The organism is Streptomyces sp. JK94, assembly GCF_053613315.1.
On record NZ_JBSICH010000014.1, the window covers coordinates 106,410 to 121,719 of the forward strand.

The 15,310-nt window shown below is 71.9% G+C and carries 13 protein-coding genes; 1 reads left to right on the forward strand and 12 read right to left on the reverse strand.

The window, feature by feature from the left end; genetic code table 11:
* Positions 1-92: 92 nt before the first annotated feature.
* The 9 genes from aroB to ACVV2G_RS13680 all read right to left on the reverse strand — a co-directional run bounded on the left by aroB (position 93) and on the right by ACVV2G_RS13680 (position 9,719).
* A complete protein-coding gene (gene aroB / locus ACVV2G_RS13640) occupies positions 93-1,184 on the reverse strand; it encodes a 3-dehydroquinate synthase (protein WP_453842943.1) in 1,092 nt (363 codons plus the stop codon).
* Positions 1,181-1,696 carry a shikimate kinase gene (locus tag ACVV2G_RS13645; RefSeq protein ID WP_453842944.1) on the reverse strand — a complete coding sequence of 172 codons (516 nt, stop codon included), beginning with the start codon at positions 1,694-1,696 and terminating at the stop codon, positions 1,181-1,183. The genes aroB and ACVV2G_RS13645 overlap by 4 nt, the downstream gene beginning before the upstream one ends.
* Positions 1,693-2,877, reverse strand: coding sequence for a chorismate synthase (gene aroC / locus ACVV2G_RS13650; protein ID WP_453842945.1), 1,185 nt, complete (start codon positions 2,875-2,877; stop codon positions 1,693-1,695). Before aroC ends, ACVV2G_RS13645 begins: the two co-directional genes overlap by 4 nt.
* Positions 2,878-3,076: 199 nt before the next feature.
* Positions 3,077-3,916 (reverse strand): shikimate dehydrogenase, encoded by an 840-nt coding sequence (locus ACVV2G_RS13655; protein WP_453842946.1) that lies wholly within the window; start codon positions 3,914-3,916, stop codon positions 3,077-3,079.
* The gene (gene mltG / locus ACVV2G_RS13660) at positions 3,897-5,618 is read right to left on the reverse strand and encodes an endolytic transglycosylase MltG (protein ID WP_453842947.1); all 1,722 of its coding nucleotides are present in this window, start codon (positions 5,616-5,618) and stop codon (positions 3,897-3,899) included. The genes ACVV2G_RS13655 and mltG overlap by 20 nt, the downstream gene beginning before the upstream one ends.
* A gap of 130 nt (positions 5,619-5,748) precedes the next feature.
* The gene (gene ruvX / locus ACVV2G_RS13665) at positions 5,749-6,213 is read right to left on the reverse strand and encodes a Holliday junction resolvase RuvX (RefSeq protein ID WP_453843088.1); all 465 of its coding nucleotides are present in this window, start codon (positions 6,211-6,213) and stop codon (positions 5,749-5,751) included.
* Positions 6,214-6,239: 26 nt separating this feature from the next.
* On the reverse strand, positions 6,240-8,912 hold the full coding sequence (alaS, locus tag ACVV2G_RS13670; RefSeq protein WP_453842948.1) for an alanine--tRNA ligase: 2,673 nt from the start codon (positions 8,910-8,912) through the stop codon (positions 6,240-6,242).
* Positions 8,912-9,268 carry a hypothetical protein gene (locus ACVV2G_RS13675; RefSeq protein WP_453842949.1) on the reverse strand — a complete coding sequence of 119 codons (357 nt, stop codon included), beginning with the start codon at positions 9,266-9,268 and terminating at the stop codon, positions 8,912-8,914. The genes alaS and ACVV2G_RS13675 overlap by 1 nt, the downstream gene beginning before the upstream one ends.
* 7 nt (positions 9,269-9,275) lie before the next feature.
* Positions 9,276-9,719: a DUF948 domain-containing protein gene (locus tag ACVV2G_RS13680; protein WP_453842950.1), complete on the reverse strand. Its 444-nt coding sequence runs from the start codon at positions 9,717-9,719 to the stop codon at positions 9,276-9,278.
* Between the two features lie 172 nt (positions 9,720-9,891).
* On the opposite strand from ACVV2G_RS13680, the gene ACVV2G_RS13685 reads away from it, so the two are divergent.
* Positions 9,892-12,078, forward strand: coding sequence for an ATP-binding protein (locus tag ACVV2G_RS13685; protein WP_453842951.1), 2,187 nt, complete (start codon positions 9,892-9,894; stop codon positions 12,076-12,078).
* 32 nt (positions 12,079-12,110) lie between these two features.
* Here the strand turns inward: ACVV2G_RS13685 and rpsD are convergent, their stop codons facing one another.
* From rpsD to ACVV2G_RS13700, 3 genes are all read right to left on the reverse strand, one after another.
* Positions 12,111-12,725: a 30S ribosomal protein S4 gene (gene rpsD, locus ACVV2G_RS13690; protein WP_030185023.1), complete on the reverse strand. Its 615-nt coding sequence runs from the start codon at positions 12,723-12,725 to the stop codon at positions 12,111-12,113.
* A gap of 294 nt (positions 12,726-13,019) precedes the next feature.
* A complete protein-coding gene (locus tag ACVV2G_RS13695) occupies positions 13,020-14,375 on the reverse strand; it encodes a replication-associated recombination protein A (RefSeq protein ID WP_453842952.1) in 1,356 nt (451 codons plus the stop codon).
* 81 nt (positions 14,376-14,456) lie between these two features.
* Positions 14,457-15,119 carry a vitamin K epoxide reductase family protein gene (locus ACVV2G_RS13700; RefSeq protein WP_453842953.1) on the reverse strand — a complete coding sequence of 221 codons (663 nt, stop codon included), beginning with the start codon at positions 15,117-15,119 and terminating at the stop codon, positions 14,457-14,459.
* Between the last annotated feature and the right edge of the window lie 191 nt (positions 15,120-15,310).

Consider the following 15,310-nt stretch of genomic DNA (forward strand, 5'->3'; position numbering starts at 1 on the left):
GTACCGCCCCCGGCCGTCGTTTGGTGAACGGCCGGGGGCGGTCCGAAGTGCCCGTCCGGCAAGGCGAATCGGGCGGATGGTGCGCGGGGGTACTACTCGCCCACCTCGCCGTAGGCGGCGAGGAGGACGGCCGGGTCGGGGCCCTCCAGCACGGTGGGCCTGGCGAGGCCGTCCAGGACGATGAAGCGCAGCAGGTCGCCGCGGGACTTCTTGTCGATCTTCATGTTCTCGACGAGCTTGGGCCACTGGTCGTAGCGGTAGTGCAGCGGCAGGCCGACCGCTTCGAGGATGCTGCGGTGGCGGTCGGCGGTGGCGTCGTCCAGGCGTCCCGCGAGGCGGCCCAGTTCGGCGGCGAAGTGCATGCCGACCGAGACGGCGGCGCCGTGGCGCCACTTGTAGCGCTCGTTCTTCTCGATGGCGTGGCCGAGCGTGTGCCCGTAGTTCAGGATCTCCCGCACGCCCGCCTCCTTCAGGTCGGACGAGACGACCTCCGCCTTGACCTTGATCGAGCGCACGATCAGCTCGGCCGTGTGCGGTCCCGCCGGGGTGCGCGCGGCCTCGGGGTCGGACTCGATCAGGTCGAGGATCGCCGGGTCGGCGATGAAGCCGGCCTTGATGACCTCGGCGAGTCCGGAGACGTAGTCGTTGACCGGGAGGGAGTCCAGCGCGGCCAGGTCGCACAGGACGCCGGCCGGCGGGTGGAAGGCGCCGACGAGGTTCTTGCCCTCGGCGGTGTTGATGCCGGTCTTGCCGCCGACCGCGGCGTCCACCATGGCCAGCACGGTGGTGGGGACGGCGATCCAGCGCACGCCGCGCAGCCAGGTCGCGGCCACGAACCCGGCCAGGTCGGTGCTGGCCCCGCCGCCGACGCCGACGACGACGTCGGTGCGGGTGAATCCGGACTGGCCGAGCGCCTTCCAGCAGTAGGCGGCGACCTCGGCGGTCTTCGCCTCCTCGGCGTTGGGCACCTGGATGGCGACGGCCTCGTAGCCCTGCTCGGCGAGGTCGGCGCGCAGCGCGTCACCGGTCTCGGCGAGAGCCTCGGGATGGATCACCGCGACCCGCTTGGCCCGGGCCCCGATCAGGCCGCCCAGCTCGCCCAGGAGCTGCCGGCCCACCAGGACCTCGTAGGGGTCGGACCCCGCCGTGCCGCCGACCTGGATCCGGGTGACTGCCTCGCTCATGCTTCCTTCAACTCCAGTGCGTCCAGGACGGCTCGGGTGACTTCCTCGGGGGCGCGCCCGTCCGTGGCCACGACGGCCGTCGCGACCTCCTCGTAGAGGTGGCGGCGGGCCTCCATCAGCTCGCGCCACTGCTTGCGCGGGTTGACCGCCAGCAGGGGGCGGGCGGCGTTCAGGCCCGTGCGCCGGACCGCCTCCTCGACGTCCATGGAGAGGTAGACGACCCGTCGGCCGGTGAGCAGGGTCCGGGTGTCCGCGTCCAGGACGGCGCCGCCGCCGAGGGCGAGGACCCCGTCGTGCTCGGTGAGAGCGGTCCGCACGGCCTCCTTCTCGAGGGACCGGAAGGCGCTCTCGCCCTCGTCCACGAAGATCTCGGCGATGGTCCGCCTCTGGGCGGCGACGATGTCCTCGTCGGTGTCCCGGTAGCCGGTACCGAGGCGCTCGGCCAGCAGCTGCCCGACCGTGGACTTGCCGACACCCATCGGGCCGACCAGGACGATCAGCGGCGTGCTCATCGGATGGCCAGGCTGTCGAGGTACGACCGCACGTTGCGGCGCGTCTCCGGCACGCTGTCGCCGCCGAACTTCTCCGCCACCGCGTCCGCCAGGACCAGGGCGACCATCGCCTCGGCGACGATGCCGGCGGCGGGTACCGCACACACGTCGGAGCGCTGGTGGTGGGCCTGCGCGGCCTCGCCGGTGGCGACGTCCACGGTCCGCAGGGCGCGCGGCACGGTCGCGATCGGCTTCATCGCCGCCCTGACGCGCAGCAGCTCACCGGTGGTCAGCCCGCCCTCGGTGCCGCCGGAACGGCCGGTGGCCCGCCTGATGCCGTCGGGGCCGGTGAGGATCTCGTCGTGCGCCTGCGAGCCGGGCACCCGGGCCAGGCCGAAGCCGTCGCCGACCTCGACGCCCTTGATGGCCTGGATGCCCATGAGGGCGGCGGCCAGCCGGGCGTCCAGCCGGCGGTCCCAGTGCACGTGCGAGCCGAGTCCGACCGGCACCTCGTACGCCAGCACCTCGACCACGCCGCCGAGGGTGTCGCCGTCCTTGTGGGCCTGGTCGATCTCCGCGACCATCGCCTTCGAGGCGTCCGCGTCGAGGCAGCGCACCGGGTCGGCGTCCAGCTTCTCCACGTCCGCCGGCGTCGGGTACACGCCGTACGGCGCCTTGGCCGCCGCCAGTTCCACGACGTGGCTGACGATCTCGATGCCGGCGGTCTCCTTCAGGTACGACCGCGCCACGGCGCCGAGGGCCACCCGGGCGGCCGTCTCCCGCGCGGAGGCGCGCTCCAGGATCGGCCGGGCCTCGTCGAAGCCGTACTTCTGCATGCCCGCGAGGTCGGCGTGGCCGGGGCGGGGCCGGGTCAGCGGGGCGTTGCGGGCCAGACCTGCCAGCACCTCCGGGTCCACCGGATCGGCCGCCATGACCTGCTCCCACTTCGGCCACTCGGTGTTGCCGACCATGACCGCGACCGGGGAGCCGAGGGTGCGCCCGTGCCGGACGCCGCCGAGGAAGGTGACCTCGTCCCGCTCGAACTTCATCCGCGCGCCGCGCCCGTAGCCGAGCCGCCGCCTCGCCAGGTGGTCCGCCACCATGTCCGTGGTGATCGGTACGCCGGCGGGCAGTCCCTCCAGCGTCGCGACGAGTGCGGGACCGTGGGACTCCCCCGCGGTCAGCCAGCGCAACCTGCTCAACGGTGCTCCTCAGTGCTCGCGCCCCGGTGTGCCCGCGTACGCCCTGTGCGTACGGCGACGGCGGTGCGGGTGCGCGGCCCCGGCCCGCCGCCTCCGATCCTCCCACGTCCGGAGGTACGGACCGGAATCGGTCCGCTGGACGGACGGGCGCGCGGGGCCGCCGGGAGACCACCGCACCGGGCGCGGGGGCGGCCCGTCCTCACTTCCCCGCGAGCGCGTGCTCCCCGGCGGCCCGCATCGCCGCGAGCGGGGCCGTTGGGCTGCCCGTCATCTGCTCCACCTGGAGCACCGCCTGGTGGAGCAGCAGGTCGAGGCCGCTGACGACGGCGCCGCCGTGGGCCGACCAGCGGGCGGCGAGCGTGGTCGGCCACGGGTCGTAGAGCACGTCGAAGAGGGTGGCGGGCATCTCGGGCACGGCGGCGGCGAGCGCGTCGGTGGTGCCGGCCGGGGTGGTGGAGACGACCAGCGGGGCGCGCAGCGCCTCCTCGGCGTCCGCCCAGTCCGCGATGCGCACGGCGACGTCCAGCCGTTCGGCCCAGCCCCGCATCTCGGCGGCGCGCGCCTCGCTGCGCACGTAGACGGCGATCTCGCCGGTGCAGACCCGGGCGAGCGCGGCCAGGGCTGAGGAGGCGGTGGCGCCGGCGCCGAGGATCGCGGCGGTCTCGGCCTTCTCGACGCCGTGCTCGCGCAGGGCGGCGACCATGCCGGGGATGTCGGTGTTGTCGCCGGTCCTGCGGCCGTCCGGGGTGAACACCACGGTGTTCACCGCGTCCACGGAGGCCGCTGTCTCGCTGATCCCGTCGAGCAGCGGGATGACCGCCCGCTTGAGCGGCATGGTGAGCGACAGCCCCGCCCACTCGGGGCCGAGCCCGTCGAGGAAGCCCGGCAGGGCCGCCTCGTCGACGTCGAAGCGGTCGTACGTCCAGCCCGCGAGGCCCAGCTCGGCGTAGGCGGCGCGGTGCAGGACCGGGGAGAGCGAGTGGGCGATCGGCGAGCCGAGCACGGCGGCCCGGCGGGGGTCAGTTGCCCGAGCTGGCATCGAACTTGTCCTTCAGTTTCAGGAACTCGTCGTGTGTCCTGGCGAACTCGGTCTTGCTCACGCCGTCGGTGGCCACGAAGTAGATCCAGCCGTCCTTCGTGGGATTCAGCGCCGCTCGCAGGGCTTCTTCGCCGGGATTTCCGATGGGTCCGGGCGGCAGGCCCCGGTGGAAGTAGGTGTTGTACGGGTCCGAGTTGCTGTTGATCTCGGACTCGCTGATGTGGATCTCACTCTGGCCCTTCAGGTAGTTGAAGGACGAGTCGAACTGGAGCTTCTGGTTGGTCTCGGTGTTCGTGGGCTTGAGCCGGTTGTAGACGACCTCGGACATCTTGCGGAAGTCCTCGTGCGTCTTGCCCTCCGCCTGCACCAGGCTCGCCACCGTGAGCAACTGCCACGGACCCTCGAGACCGAGGCCCTCCGCCTTCTCCTCGAGTCCGATCTTCTCGTACTGCTCGTCGGCCCGAGCCACCATCTGCTTCAGCACGTCCACGGGCTTCTGGCCCTCGGCCGCCGAGTAGCTCGACGGGTAGAGGAAGCCCTCCAGCGGGTCCTTCACGTCCTCGTGGTTGACCGCCCAGTCGGGCAGACCGAGGTTCTTCCACTCGGTCTCGGCGACCTTGGCCGTGGTGCCCTCGTCCACCCCGAGCTGCTTGTCGATCATCTTGTAGATGTCGACGTTGCGCTTGCCCTCGGCGATGATGAGGTTGCTGCGGCTCTCGGGGCTGAGCAGGAGTTCGACCGCGCTCTCGGCCGACATCTCCTTCTGCAGCGTGTAGGCGCCGTCCTGGATGCTCTTGCCCCGGGGGTTGCTCTGCTGGGCGGCGATGAAGGCGTCGACGCTCTTCACCACACCCTTGCGCTTGAGTTCCTGGCCGATCGTCGAGCCGCCGGCTCCCTTGGGGATGGTGACGATGACCTGCTCGCCGTTGCCGTCGCCCGCGTAGTCCGGAGCCGCGCCGAACCGATCCTGGTAGAACTGGTAACCGAAGTAGCTGACTCCCGCCACGCCACCGCCCAGCACGAGGCAGACCACCAGGCACGCGCATCCGTTGCGGCGCTTCCTGGGCTTGCCGCCCCGCCCCCTGCGGTCACCGCGGCCGTCGCCGGCGCCGTCGTCGGAATCGTCGCCGTCGTCCCCGCCCGCGAAGAAGGCGTGCTCTCCCTGGTCGGGCCCCGGGTCCCAGTCGGTGCGCTCCGGCTCGGGTTCGGTACGCCGACGGGCGGGCGGTTCCGGCGGCGGGTACGCCTCCGGAGTGCCGTAGAAGTCGGGCTGCTCCGCGCCGTAGGCGGCGGCCTGCTGGCCGTAGGGGTCGGCCGGGTCGGCGGGGTACTGCGTGTGGGGGTGCCCACCGGTGTCCCAGCCTCCGTCGCCGTAACCCTGCTGGTGCTGCTGGGACGCGTACTGCTGGTCGTACTGCTGCTGGTCGTACTGCTGCTGCCCGTACTGGTCGTACTGCGGCTCGGGACGCTGCTGTCCGTACTGGTCGTACTGCGGCTGCTGACCGTAGGCGGACTGGCCGCCGTCACCCCAGTCGCCGTACTGCTGCTGCGACTGCTGCTGCTCCGGATACTGCTGTGGCTGGCCGCCGTAGGGGGACTGCCGGCCCTCCTGGGCCTGCTGTCCGCCCCATCCGCCGTCCCCGTACAACGGGTCCTCCGGATGCCACGGTTCGGAGCCTGGGCCCCGGCCATACTCAGTCATCGATCCCCTAGAGCCGCGAGGCGGCGGCGCGCGCGGCCCGTCATGGGGGTGGCCGGCTCCCGTTCCGCCTCTTGCTGTGCGGTGGCTGTTCGAATGCCTCCGCATCGCGCGGAACGTTACCGTATCGCGATCAGATGACCACTTCGACGCCCTCGCCGGGCGCTGTGCCTGACACCCGTTCGGATTCCAGTGCCTGCTGGAGGATGATCACAGCGGCGGCCTGGTCGATGACGGACCGCCCCTTCTTGGACTTCACTCCCGAGGCGCGCAGCCCCTGGCCGGCGGTCACCGTCGTCATCCGCTCGTCGACGAGTCGCACCGGGACGGGCGCGATGCCGCGGGCCAGCTCCTGCGCGAAGCCCCTGACCTTGACCGCGGCCGGGCCCTCGCCCCCCTTGAGGGAACGGGGGAGCCCGACGACGACCTCGATCGCCTCGTACTCCTCGACCAGCTGCCTCAGGCGCCGGTGCGCCGCCGGGACGTCGCGGCCGGGGACGGTCTCGACCGGGGTGGCGAGGATCCCGTCGGGGTCGCACGAAGCGACCCCGATACGGGCGTCCCCCACGTCGATCGCGAGGCGGCGGCCCCGGCGCAGCGCCGGGGCGTCCTGCTGGTCGGCGCTCACTTGGCGGTGTCCGCCACGAGGCGCTCGACGGCGTCGACGGCGTCACCGACGGCGGCCGGGTTCTGGCCGCCGCCCTGGGCGACGTCCGGCTTGCCGCCACCGCCGCCGCCGAGCGTCTTGGCGGCGGCGCGGACCAGGTCACCGGCCTTGAGACCGCGTTCGCGGGCGGCCTCGTTGGTGGCGATGACGGTCAGTGGCTTGCCGTTGACCGTCGTGAACAGGGCCACGACCGCGGCCCCGCCGCCCTGGATGCGGCCGCGCACGTCGAGGACCAGCTTGCGCAGGTCGTCGGCGGCGGTGCCGTCGGGGACCTGGCCGGTCACCAGGGCCACGCCGCGCACGTCCTTGGCGGACTCGGCGAGGCCGCCGGCGGCCTGGAGGACCTTCTCGGCGCGGAACCTCTCGATCTCCTTCTCGGCGTCCTTCAGCTTGCCGAGCATGGCGGAGACCTTCTCCGGGAGCTTCTCCGGGCGGCCCTTGACCAGCTCCTGGAGCTGGGCGACGACCGTGTGCTCACGGGCGAGGAAGTGGTAGGCGTCCACGCCGACCAGGGCCTCGATGCGGCGCACACCGGAACCGATGGAGGACTCGCCGAGCAGCTTGACCAGGCCGAGCTGGGCGGTGTTGTGCACGTGGGTGCCGCCGCACAGCTCCTTGGAGAAGTCGCCGATGGTCACGACGCGAACGCGCTCGCCGTACTTCTCGCCGAACTCGGCGATGGCGCCCTGCTTCCTGGCCTCGTCGATGCCCATGACGTCGGCCCGCACGTCCAGGTCGCGGGCGAGCACCTCGTTGATCTTCTGCTCGACGTCGGTCATCACGGCCGTCGGAACGGCGGACGGCGAACCGAAGTCGAAGCGGAAGCGGCCGGGCTGGTTCTCCGAACCGGCCTGGGCGGCCGTCGGACCGAGGGCGTCGCGCAGGGCCTGGTGGGTGAGGTGGGTGGCCGAGTGGGCGCGGGCGATGGCCTTGCGGCGCCGGTCGTCGATGGAGGCCTGGGCCTTGGCGCCGACGGTGACCTCGCCGACCTGGACGACGCCCTTGTGGACGTACACGCCCGGGACCGGCTTCTGGCAGTCGCGGATCTCGATGACGGCCCCGGTGTCGACCTTGATCCGGCCGGTGTCGCCGATCTGACCGCCGCCCTCGGCGTAGAACGGGGTGCGGTCGAGGACGATCTCTACCTCGTCGCCCTCGGTGGCGGCCGGCGAGGAGGCGCCGTCGACGAGGATGCCGACGATCGTGGACTCGCTCTCGGTGTCGGTGTAGCCGATGAAGTCGGTGGCACCGGCCTGGTCGGCGATCTCGCGGTAGGCGCCGGTGCCGGCGTGGCCGGTCTTCTTGGCCTGGGCGTCGGCCTTGGCGCGCTCCCGCTGCTCCTTCATCAGGCGGCGGAAGCCGTCCTCGTCCACGGACAGGCCCTGCTCGGCGGCCATCTCCAGGGTGAGGTCGATCGGGAAGCCCCAGGTGTCGTGGAGCAGGAAGGCCTTGTCGCCGGCGAGGACGCTGCCGCCGGCGGCCTTGGTGTCGGTGACGGCGGTGTCGAGGATGTTGGTGCCGGCCTTCAGCGTCTTGAGGAAGGCGTTCTCCTCGGCGAGGGCGACCTTCTCGATCCGCTCGCGGTCGGTGATCAGTTCGGGGTACTGCTGCCCCATCATCCCGATCACGACGTCGATCAGGTCCTTGACGACCGGACCGGTGGCGCCGAGCAGGCGCATGTTGCGGATGGCCCGGCGCATGATGCGGCGCAGGACGTAGCCGCGGCCCTCGTTGCCGGGGGTGACGCCGTCGCCGATGAGCATCACGGAGGTGCGCATGTGGTCGGTGACCACGCGCAGGGAGACGTCCGAGGCGTGGGCGTCGCCGTAGGCCACACCGGTCAGCTCGGTGGCCTTCTTGATGACCGCCATGGAGGTGTCGATCTCGTACATGTTCTGCACGCCCTGCAGAATCATGGCGAGCCGCTCCAGGCCGAGCCCGGTGTCGATGTTCCGGCTCGGCAGGTCCCCGAGGATCTCGAAGTCCTCCTTGCCGATGCCCTCGCCCCGCTCGTACTGCATGAAGACGAGGTTCCAGATCTCCACGTACCGCTCGTCGTTGACGGCGGGACCGCCCTCGGCGCCGAACTCGGGGCCTCGGTCGTAGTTGATCTCGGAGCAGGGGCCGCAGGGTCCGGGGACGCCCATGGACCAGTAGTTGTCCTTCTTGCCCAGGCGCTGGATGCGCTCGGAGGGAACGCCGACGACGTCGCGCCAGATGCGCTCGGCCTCGTCGTCGTCCTGGTAGACGGTGATCCACAGGCGCTCGGGATCGAGGCCGTAACCGCCCTTGTCCTGGGGGCTGGTGAGCAGCTCCCAGGCGTACGTGACGGCGCCTTCCTTGAAGTAGTCGCCGAAGGAGAAGTTGCCGCACATCTGGAAGAACGTGCCGTGGCGCGTGGTCTTGCCGACCTCTTCGATGTCCGGCGTGCGCACGCACTTCTGCACGCTCGTGGCGCGGTCGAAGGGCGGCTTGACCTCACCCAGGAAGTACGGCTTGAAGGGCACCATGCCGGCCGGGACCAGCAGCAGAGTCGGGTCGTCCGCGATGAGCGACGCCGAAGGGACGACGGTGTGACCGCGCTCCTCGAAGAAGCTCAACCAGCGGCGACGAATCTCGGCCGACTCCATCAGTGGTCCTCATTCCGGTTGTACGAGTACGTCGTCCTGACGTCGGCGACGGACTTCGGGTTGCTGCGGTTCTCGATGGCGGTGTACCGCCGGGGTGCGGGGAGTTCGCCGTCGACGGGGGCCTTCAGGCCCAGCGCGTCGTCCAGTTCGGCCTCCCGCTGGGCCATGTTCTCGCGGACGTCGAGCGCGAAGCCCACCGCACGGTCCTTGAGCCGGGTGCCCGCGTCGAGCGCCTTGTTCGCCGCGGTCGCGGCGAGGCTCTCGGGGGTCAGCTGCCTGAGCTTCCGGTTGACCTTGGTGGTGGCCCACACACCGGCGGCGACACCGGTGCCGAACCAGAACGTACGGCGGAACATCGCTGGATCAGTCCTTCTTCCGCTTCGTCCGCCGCGCCACCGGGATCGTACGGCCGACGATCACGGTGCGCCGCGGCTGCTTGGCCGGGCCCGCGGGCACGTCCTCCTTGCGACCGCCGAGTGCCCTGCGCACGCCGTACCCGAACGCGGCGACCTTGACCAGGGGTCCGCCGAAGGTGGAGGCCACGGTGGTGGACAGCGCCGAGGCGTTCGACGTGACCTCCTGGACGTCCGAGGCGATCGCGTCGACCCGGTCGATCTGGGTCTGCGCGGAGCGCACCGCCGACGAGGCGTCGGCCAGCAGGGGGACGGCCTGGTCGGTCACGTCCGCCACCAGCTTGGTGGTCGCCCTGAGCGTCTGGGCCAGCCTCGCCAGTGCCACGGCGAGGAAGGAGACCAGGATCGCCCAGAAGACGGCCACCAGGATCCCGGCCACCTCGCCACCGGACACTGCGCACCCGCTCCCTGAAAGACGTGCCTGAACATCGGGAAAGTCGTGCACCGAGCCTATCGCGCCGGGTGCGGGGCTCCGTACCGGATTACCGCCCGCGTCCGGTCGCGTGCGGTGCGGCCCCCCGGGGCGATTGTACGGAGTGAATACGGCTCAGTACGCTCTGTGTTCCATGCGAGACCATCGACACGCCGGCCTCCCGCACGGCAATCTCCCGCTCGAACTCGACGCCTTCGTGGGGAGGACGGCGGAACTCGCCGAGCTGGCCGGTGCGCTGGAGGGCGGCCGACTGGTGACGTTGACCGGGACCGGCGGGGTCGGGAAGTCGCGGCTGGCGGCCAGGGCGGCCGCGCGGTGCGCGCCCCGGGACGGGGTGTGGCGGGTGGAGCTGGCGCCGGTGCGCGACGAGGAGTTCGTCGACTACGCCGTCGTGGAGGCGCTGGGCCTGACCGACCACACGACCCGGCTGCCGCGCGAGACACTTCTCGCGCACCTCGCCGAACGGGACCTGCTGCTGGTCCTGGACGGTGTCGAGCACTTGGTGGACGCCTGCGCCGCGCTGACGGCCGACCTGCTGGGCCGGGCTCCGGGACTGCGGATCCTCGCGGTGGGCCGCAGGCCGCTGGGCGTGCCCGGGGAGCGGCTGGTTCCGCTGGCGCCGCTGCGTCCCGGGGAGGCGGTGGAGCTGTTGACGGTCCGCGCCGGGCAGCGGCACCTGCCGCGCGGGTACGACGCCGGCCGGGACGAGGGCGGGCGGGAGGTGCGCGAGCTGTGCCGGCGCCTGGACGGGATCCCGCTCGCGATCGAGCTGGCGGCGGGACGGCTGGGCGCGCTGTCGCCCGGGCAGGTGCTGCGGCGACTGGACGACCGCTTCCGCCTGCTGACCGGCGGCGACCGCACCGCGCTGCCCCGGCACCGGACGCTGCGCACGGCCATCGGCTGGAGCCACGAGCTGTGCACACCGCGGGAACGGCTGCTGTGGGCGCGTCTGTCGGTTTTCGCGGGTCCGTTCGACCTGGAAGCGGCCGAGTACGTGTGCGGCGGCGAGGGGCTGGCCGCCGCCGACGTGCTGGACGTGCTCTGCGCGCTGCTCGCGCAGTCCGTGCTGACCCGCGAGGAGACCCGGGCCGGGGTGCGCTACCGGATGCTCGACACGGTGCGGGCGTACGGCGCCGACTGGCTGGAGGCCACCGGTGACGCCGCCCGGCTGCGCAGGCGGCACCGGGACTGGTACGTGGGCCTGGCGACCTGGTGCGAGCTGGAGTGGTTCTCACCGCGCCAGCGGGAGGTCGCCGCGCGGGTGGACGCGGAACTGCCGAATCTGCGCGGCGCCCTGGAACACTGCCTCACCGAGCCGGACGAGGCGCACCTGGGCCAGTACCTGGCGGGTGCCCTGTGGTTCCACTGGGTGGGCTGCGGGCGGCTGTCGGAGGGACGGCGCTGGCTGGAGCAGGCGGTACGGCTGGACGCGGAGGGCACCGCGGGCGAGCAGCCCCGGCTGAAGGCGCTGTGGGTGCTCGGCCACGTGGCGATCCTGCAGGGCGACACGGTGCCCGCGCTGGCGGCGCTGCAGGAGTGCCGGGAGGAGGCCGAGCGGTCGGCGAACCCGACGGCGGTGGCGTACGCGGAGCACCGCACCGGCTGCCTGGCGCTGGTCTCGGACGACATGCCGCGGGCGGAAGCGCTGCTGCGCTCCGCGCTGGAGCGTTATCGGGAGATCGGCGAGCTCAACAGCAACGTGCTGATGGGCCAGGTGGAGCTGGCGATGACCCGGGCCTTCCAGGGCGACCTGCCGGACGCCGTGCGGTTGTGCGAGGACGTGCGCCGGGTGTGCGAGGACCACGGCGAACTCTGGGCCCGGGGCTACGCCCTGTACGTGCTGGCCTACGCGGCCTGGAGCGACGGCGATCCGGCACGCGCCCGTGAGCTGCTGGCCGACTGCCTGAACGGCGCCCACCGCTTCCGCGACCAGCTGGGCTCGGTGCTGGCGGTGGAGCTGCTGGCCCTGGTCACCCTGGCACAGGGCGACGCGGCGGAGGCCGCGGTGCTGCAGGGTGCGGCGGCGCGGATGTGGCCGTCGGTGGGGCTGCCGCTGTTCGGCTCGGCGCACTACAACGCGCCGCACGAGCTGTGCGAGGCGGCGGCGCGGGAGCAGCTGGGCGACGAGCGGTACGAGGAGCGCGTGCGGCACGGGGCGCGGCTCGGCCGCCGGGAGGCGGTGTCGCGGGCGCTGCGGCGGCCCGGCGTACCGGTCTCGCCGCCGGTGCCGGGCGGGGCGGGGCGGCGTGCCGCGGCGGGAGCACGTACGGCGAAGCCCGCCGCCCCGCCCACCCTGGAGGGCGGGGAGACGGCGGGCTGAGGTACCTCTGGGGTACTGCGCCGGGGCTGGGGTCAGCGGGCGTAGTACTCGACGACGAGCTGCTCGTCGCAGATCACCGGGATCTCCTTGCGGTTCGGCTCACGGTCCAGGCGGAACGCCAGGGCCTTGAGGTTCACCTGGAGGTAGCGCGGGGTCTCGCCGTCGGGGGCGAAGCCACCCTCACGGGCGATCGTGAAGAGGGTCTTCTCCTTGGAGCGCTCGCGCACCTGCACGACGTCGTCCGGGCGGACACGGAAGGACGGCTTGTCGACCTTCTGGCCGTTGACCTGGATGTGGCCGTGGACGACCATCTGGCGGGCCTGGTAGATCGTGCGGGCGATGCCCGAACGCAGGACCAGCGCGTCGAGACGGCGCTCGAGCTCGATGACCAGGGCCTCGCCGGTCTTCATGTTGGTCTTGGAGGCACGCTCGTAGGCGCGGACGAGCTGGCGCTCGCTGAGGTCGTACTGCGCGCGCAGACGCTGCTTCTCGAGCAGACGGACCTTGTAGTCCGAGTTCTGCTTGCGGCCGCGGCCGTGCTCACCCGGCGGGTAGGGGCGGGCCTCGAAGTACTTGACGGCCTTCGGCGTCAGTGCGATGCCGAGGGCACGCGACTTCTTGACCTTGGGGCGGGACTGGTTCGCCACTGTCTGTGTCTCTTCTCTGGTTTCCGGCTTGTCAGGGGTTGAGGGAGGTCGCATCCGCAGCCGGGGAAACCCGGCTGGTCCGCGGGGGACCTGCCGGGCAGCCGCTCCCTGGTCTGGGCACATACGTGCAGCACGCGAGTGGCCCACCGACCGCTCCCGGGACTCCGGGTGGTGGTGGGCTGCCCGCGACACCTGTCGACGGTGCGCGACGCTCCTGGAACCCCGAGGGGTTCCGGCCGGTTGTCCCGTTCTGACTGCACGGGGCTCGGCACTTCGGGCGATTCTACAGGCTGCTCAGGACCGCCTGCGACCCAGGTGTCCTCGGGTCCACTCCACCGCGTCCGCGTATCTGGCCTCGGCGCCGTGCCGGGTCGGGGTGTAGTAGGTGCGGTCCTTCAGCTCGTCCGGGGCGTACTGCTGGGCGGCGATGCCCTCGGGCAGGTCGTGCGGGTAGACGTATCCCTGCCCGTGTCCGAGCTTGCCCGCCCCCTTGTAGTGGCTGTCCCGCAGGTGCGAGGGCACCGGCCCGGCGAACCCCTTGCGCACGTCGTCCAGGGCGGCGCCGATGGCGGTGGTCGCGGCGTTGGACTTGGGCGCGAGGGCGAGGGCGATGGTGGCGTGGCTCAGGGTGAGCGCGGCCTCCGGGAAGCCGATCATGGCGACGGCCTGGGCGGCGGCGACGGCGGTCGGCAGGGCGTTGGGGTCGGCGAGGCCGATGTCCTCGCTGGCGGAGATCATCAGGCGGCGGGCGATGAAGCGGGGGTCCTCGCCGGCCTCGATCATCCGGGCCAGGTAGTGCAGGGCGGCGTCCACGTCGGAGCCGCGGATGGACTTGATCAGGGCGCTGGCGACGTCGTAGTGCTGGTCGCCGTCGCGGTCGTACTTCACCGCGGCCCGGTCGACCGTCTCCTCCAGCGTGGTCAGGCCGATCTCCGTCTCGCCCTTGTCCAGTGCGGCCCCGGCGGCGGCCTCCAGCGCGGTCAGCGCACGGCGGGCGTCGCCGCCGGCGATGCGCAGCAGGTGGTCCTCGGTGTCCTCGGGGAGCGCCACGGCCTCCCCCAGTCCGCGCTCGTCGGTGAGGGCCCGGCGCAGGAGGTCTCTGACGTCGTCGTCGGTGAGGGGTTCGAGGGTGAGGAGGAGGGAGCGGGAGAGCAGGGGGGAGATCACCGAGAAGTACGGGTTCTCGGTGGTGGCGGCGATCAGGGTGACCCAGCGGTTCTCGACGGCCGGGAGCAGGGAGTCCTGCTGGGCCTTGCTGAAGCGGTGGATCTCGTCGAGGAAGAGGACGGTCTCCTTGCCGTACCCGCCGACCGCACGGCGGGCACCGTCGATGACCGCGCGGACCTCCTTGACGCCCGCGGTGATCGCCGACAGTTCCACGAAGCGCTTGTTGGTCGCCTTGGAGACGACGTACGCCAGGGTGGTCTTGCCGGTACCCGGCGGGCCCCAGAGGATGACCGAGGAGGGCCCGGCGGGGCCGGAGGCGCCCTCGCCGACCAGGCGGCGCAGGGGGGATCCGGGCTTGAGCAGGTGCTGCTGCCCGACGACCTCGTCGAGGGTGCGCGGGCGCATCCGCACGGCGAGGGGGCTGCCGGTCGGGTCCTTCTCCTGGCGTTCTTCTGCTGCGGCGGTGAACAGGTCGGGCTCCACGCCTTGAACCCTAAATCACCGCACCGACAACGCGGCGGGCGCCGGCCTCCCGGGCCGCCGGGCCCGCCCGCCGGGAGGCCGTCAGCTGGTCCAGAAGTCCCACCAGCGGGTCAGGATCATCATGCCGATGATGCCGATGTGCAGCACCGGGAGGACCCAGGTGAACTCGCCGAAGAAACCCTTGAGCCAGTTCGGTGCGGGCAGGAAGCCCTTGCGGACGTTGAAGGACGTCACGTACCAGAACATGATGATCGTGGCGACCCAGGCCAGACAGCACCACAGGCACAGCGCGTTGATCCGGTACAGGGACTGGAACTGCAGCCAGGTGCAGAAGCCGACACCGAAGAGCATGCCCGCGTTCAGGGTGAGCCAGTACCAGCGCGGGAAGCGGGCCCCGGCGAGCAGGCTCATGCCGACGCAGACGACGATGCCGTAGGCGACCAGGCCGAGCATCGGGTTCGGGAAGCCGAAGACGGCGGCCTGGTCGCTCTCCATGACGCTGCCGCAGGAGACGACGGGATTGAGGCTGCACCCGGGCGTGAAGGTCGTGCCCGCCACCTTCGCCTCGAGCAGCTTGAACTTGTCCAGGGTGATGACCCAGGCGGCGAGCACCCCGGCCGCGCCCGTGATCACGAGCAGCAGGGCCAGGGCACGGCTGCCGCCCTGGGTCCGCGGTGCTCCGGTGGTGGGTTCCGGCGCGGGCTCCGCCACGGTGGAGACGTCCTTCACTGTCGTCTTGCTCATCACGCCGATTCCGTCACTTGAGTCGGACCTGCTTCGGGCAGGGCCATTGTGCCGCACGCCCCTGTAGGGCCACTGTTCGATGACCATAAGAACCCACCGGTGATCGCCCCGGAGAGTTGCGTTCCGGCCGATTCCCGTTCCCCGGGGGCACACGCGAACGAACACGCGCCCCCGGAGGCCTCAGGGCGTAC

Coding starts and splice junctions, on each gene's coding strand:
- aroB (WP_453842943.1), bottom strand. CDS start 1,184: ATGAGCGAGGCAGTCACCCGGATCCAGGTCGGCGGCACGGCGGGGTCC.
- ACVV2G_RS13645 (WP_453842944.1), bottom strand. CDS start 1,696: ATGAGCACGCCGCTGATCGTCCTGGTCGGCCCGATGGGTGTCGGCAAG.
- ACVV2G_RS13655 (WP_453842946.1), bottom strand. CDS start 3,916: ATGCCAGCTCGGGCAACTGACCCCCGCCGGGCCGCCGTGCTCGGCTCG.
- mltG (WP_453842947.1), bottom strand. CDS start 5,618: ATGACTGAGTATGGCCGGGGCCCAGGCTCCGAACCGTGGCATCCGGAG.
- alaS (WP_453842948.1), bottom strand. CDS start 8,912: ATGGAGTCGGCCGAGATTCGTCGCCGCTGGTTGAGCTTCTTCGAGGAG.
- ACVV2G_RS13675 (WP_453842949.1), bottom strand. CDS start 9,268: ATGTTCCGCCGTACGTTCTGGTTCGGCACCGGTGTCGCCGCCGGTGTG.
- ACVV2G_RS13685 (WP_453842951.1), top strand. CDS start 9,892: ATGCGAGACCATCGACACGCCGGCCTCCCGCACGGCAATCTCCCGCTC.
- ACVV2G_RS13700 (WP_453842953.1), bottom strand. CDS start 15,119: ATGAGCAAGACGACAGTGAAGGACGTCTCCACCGTGGCGGAGCCCGCG.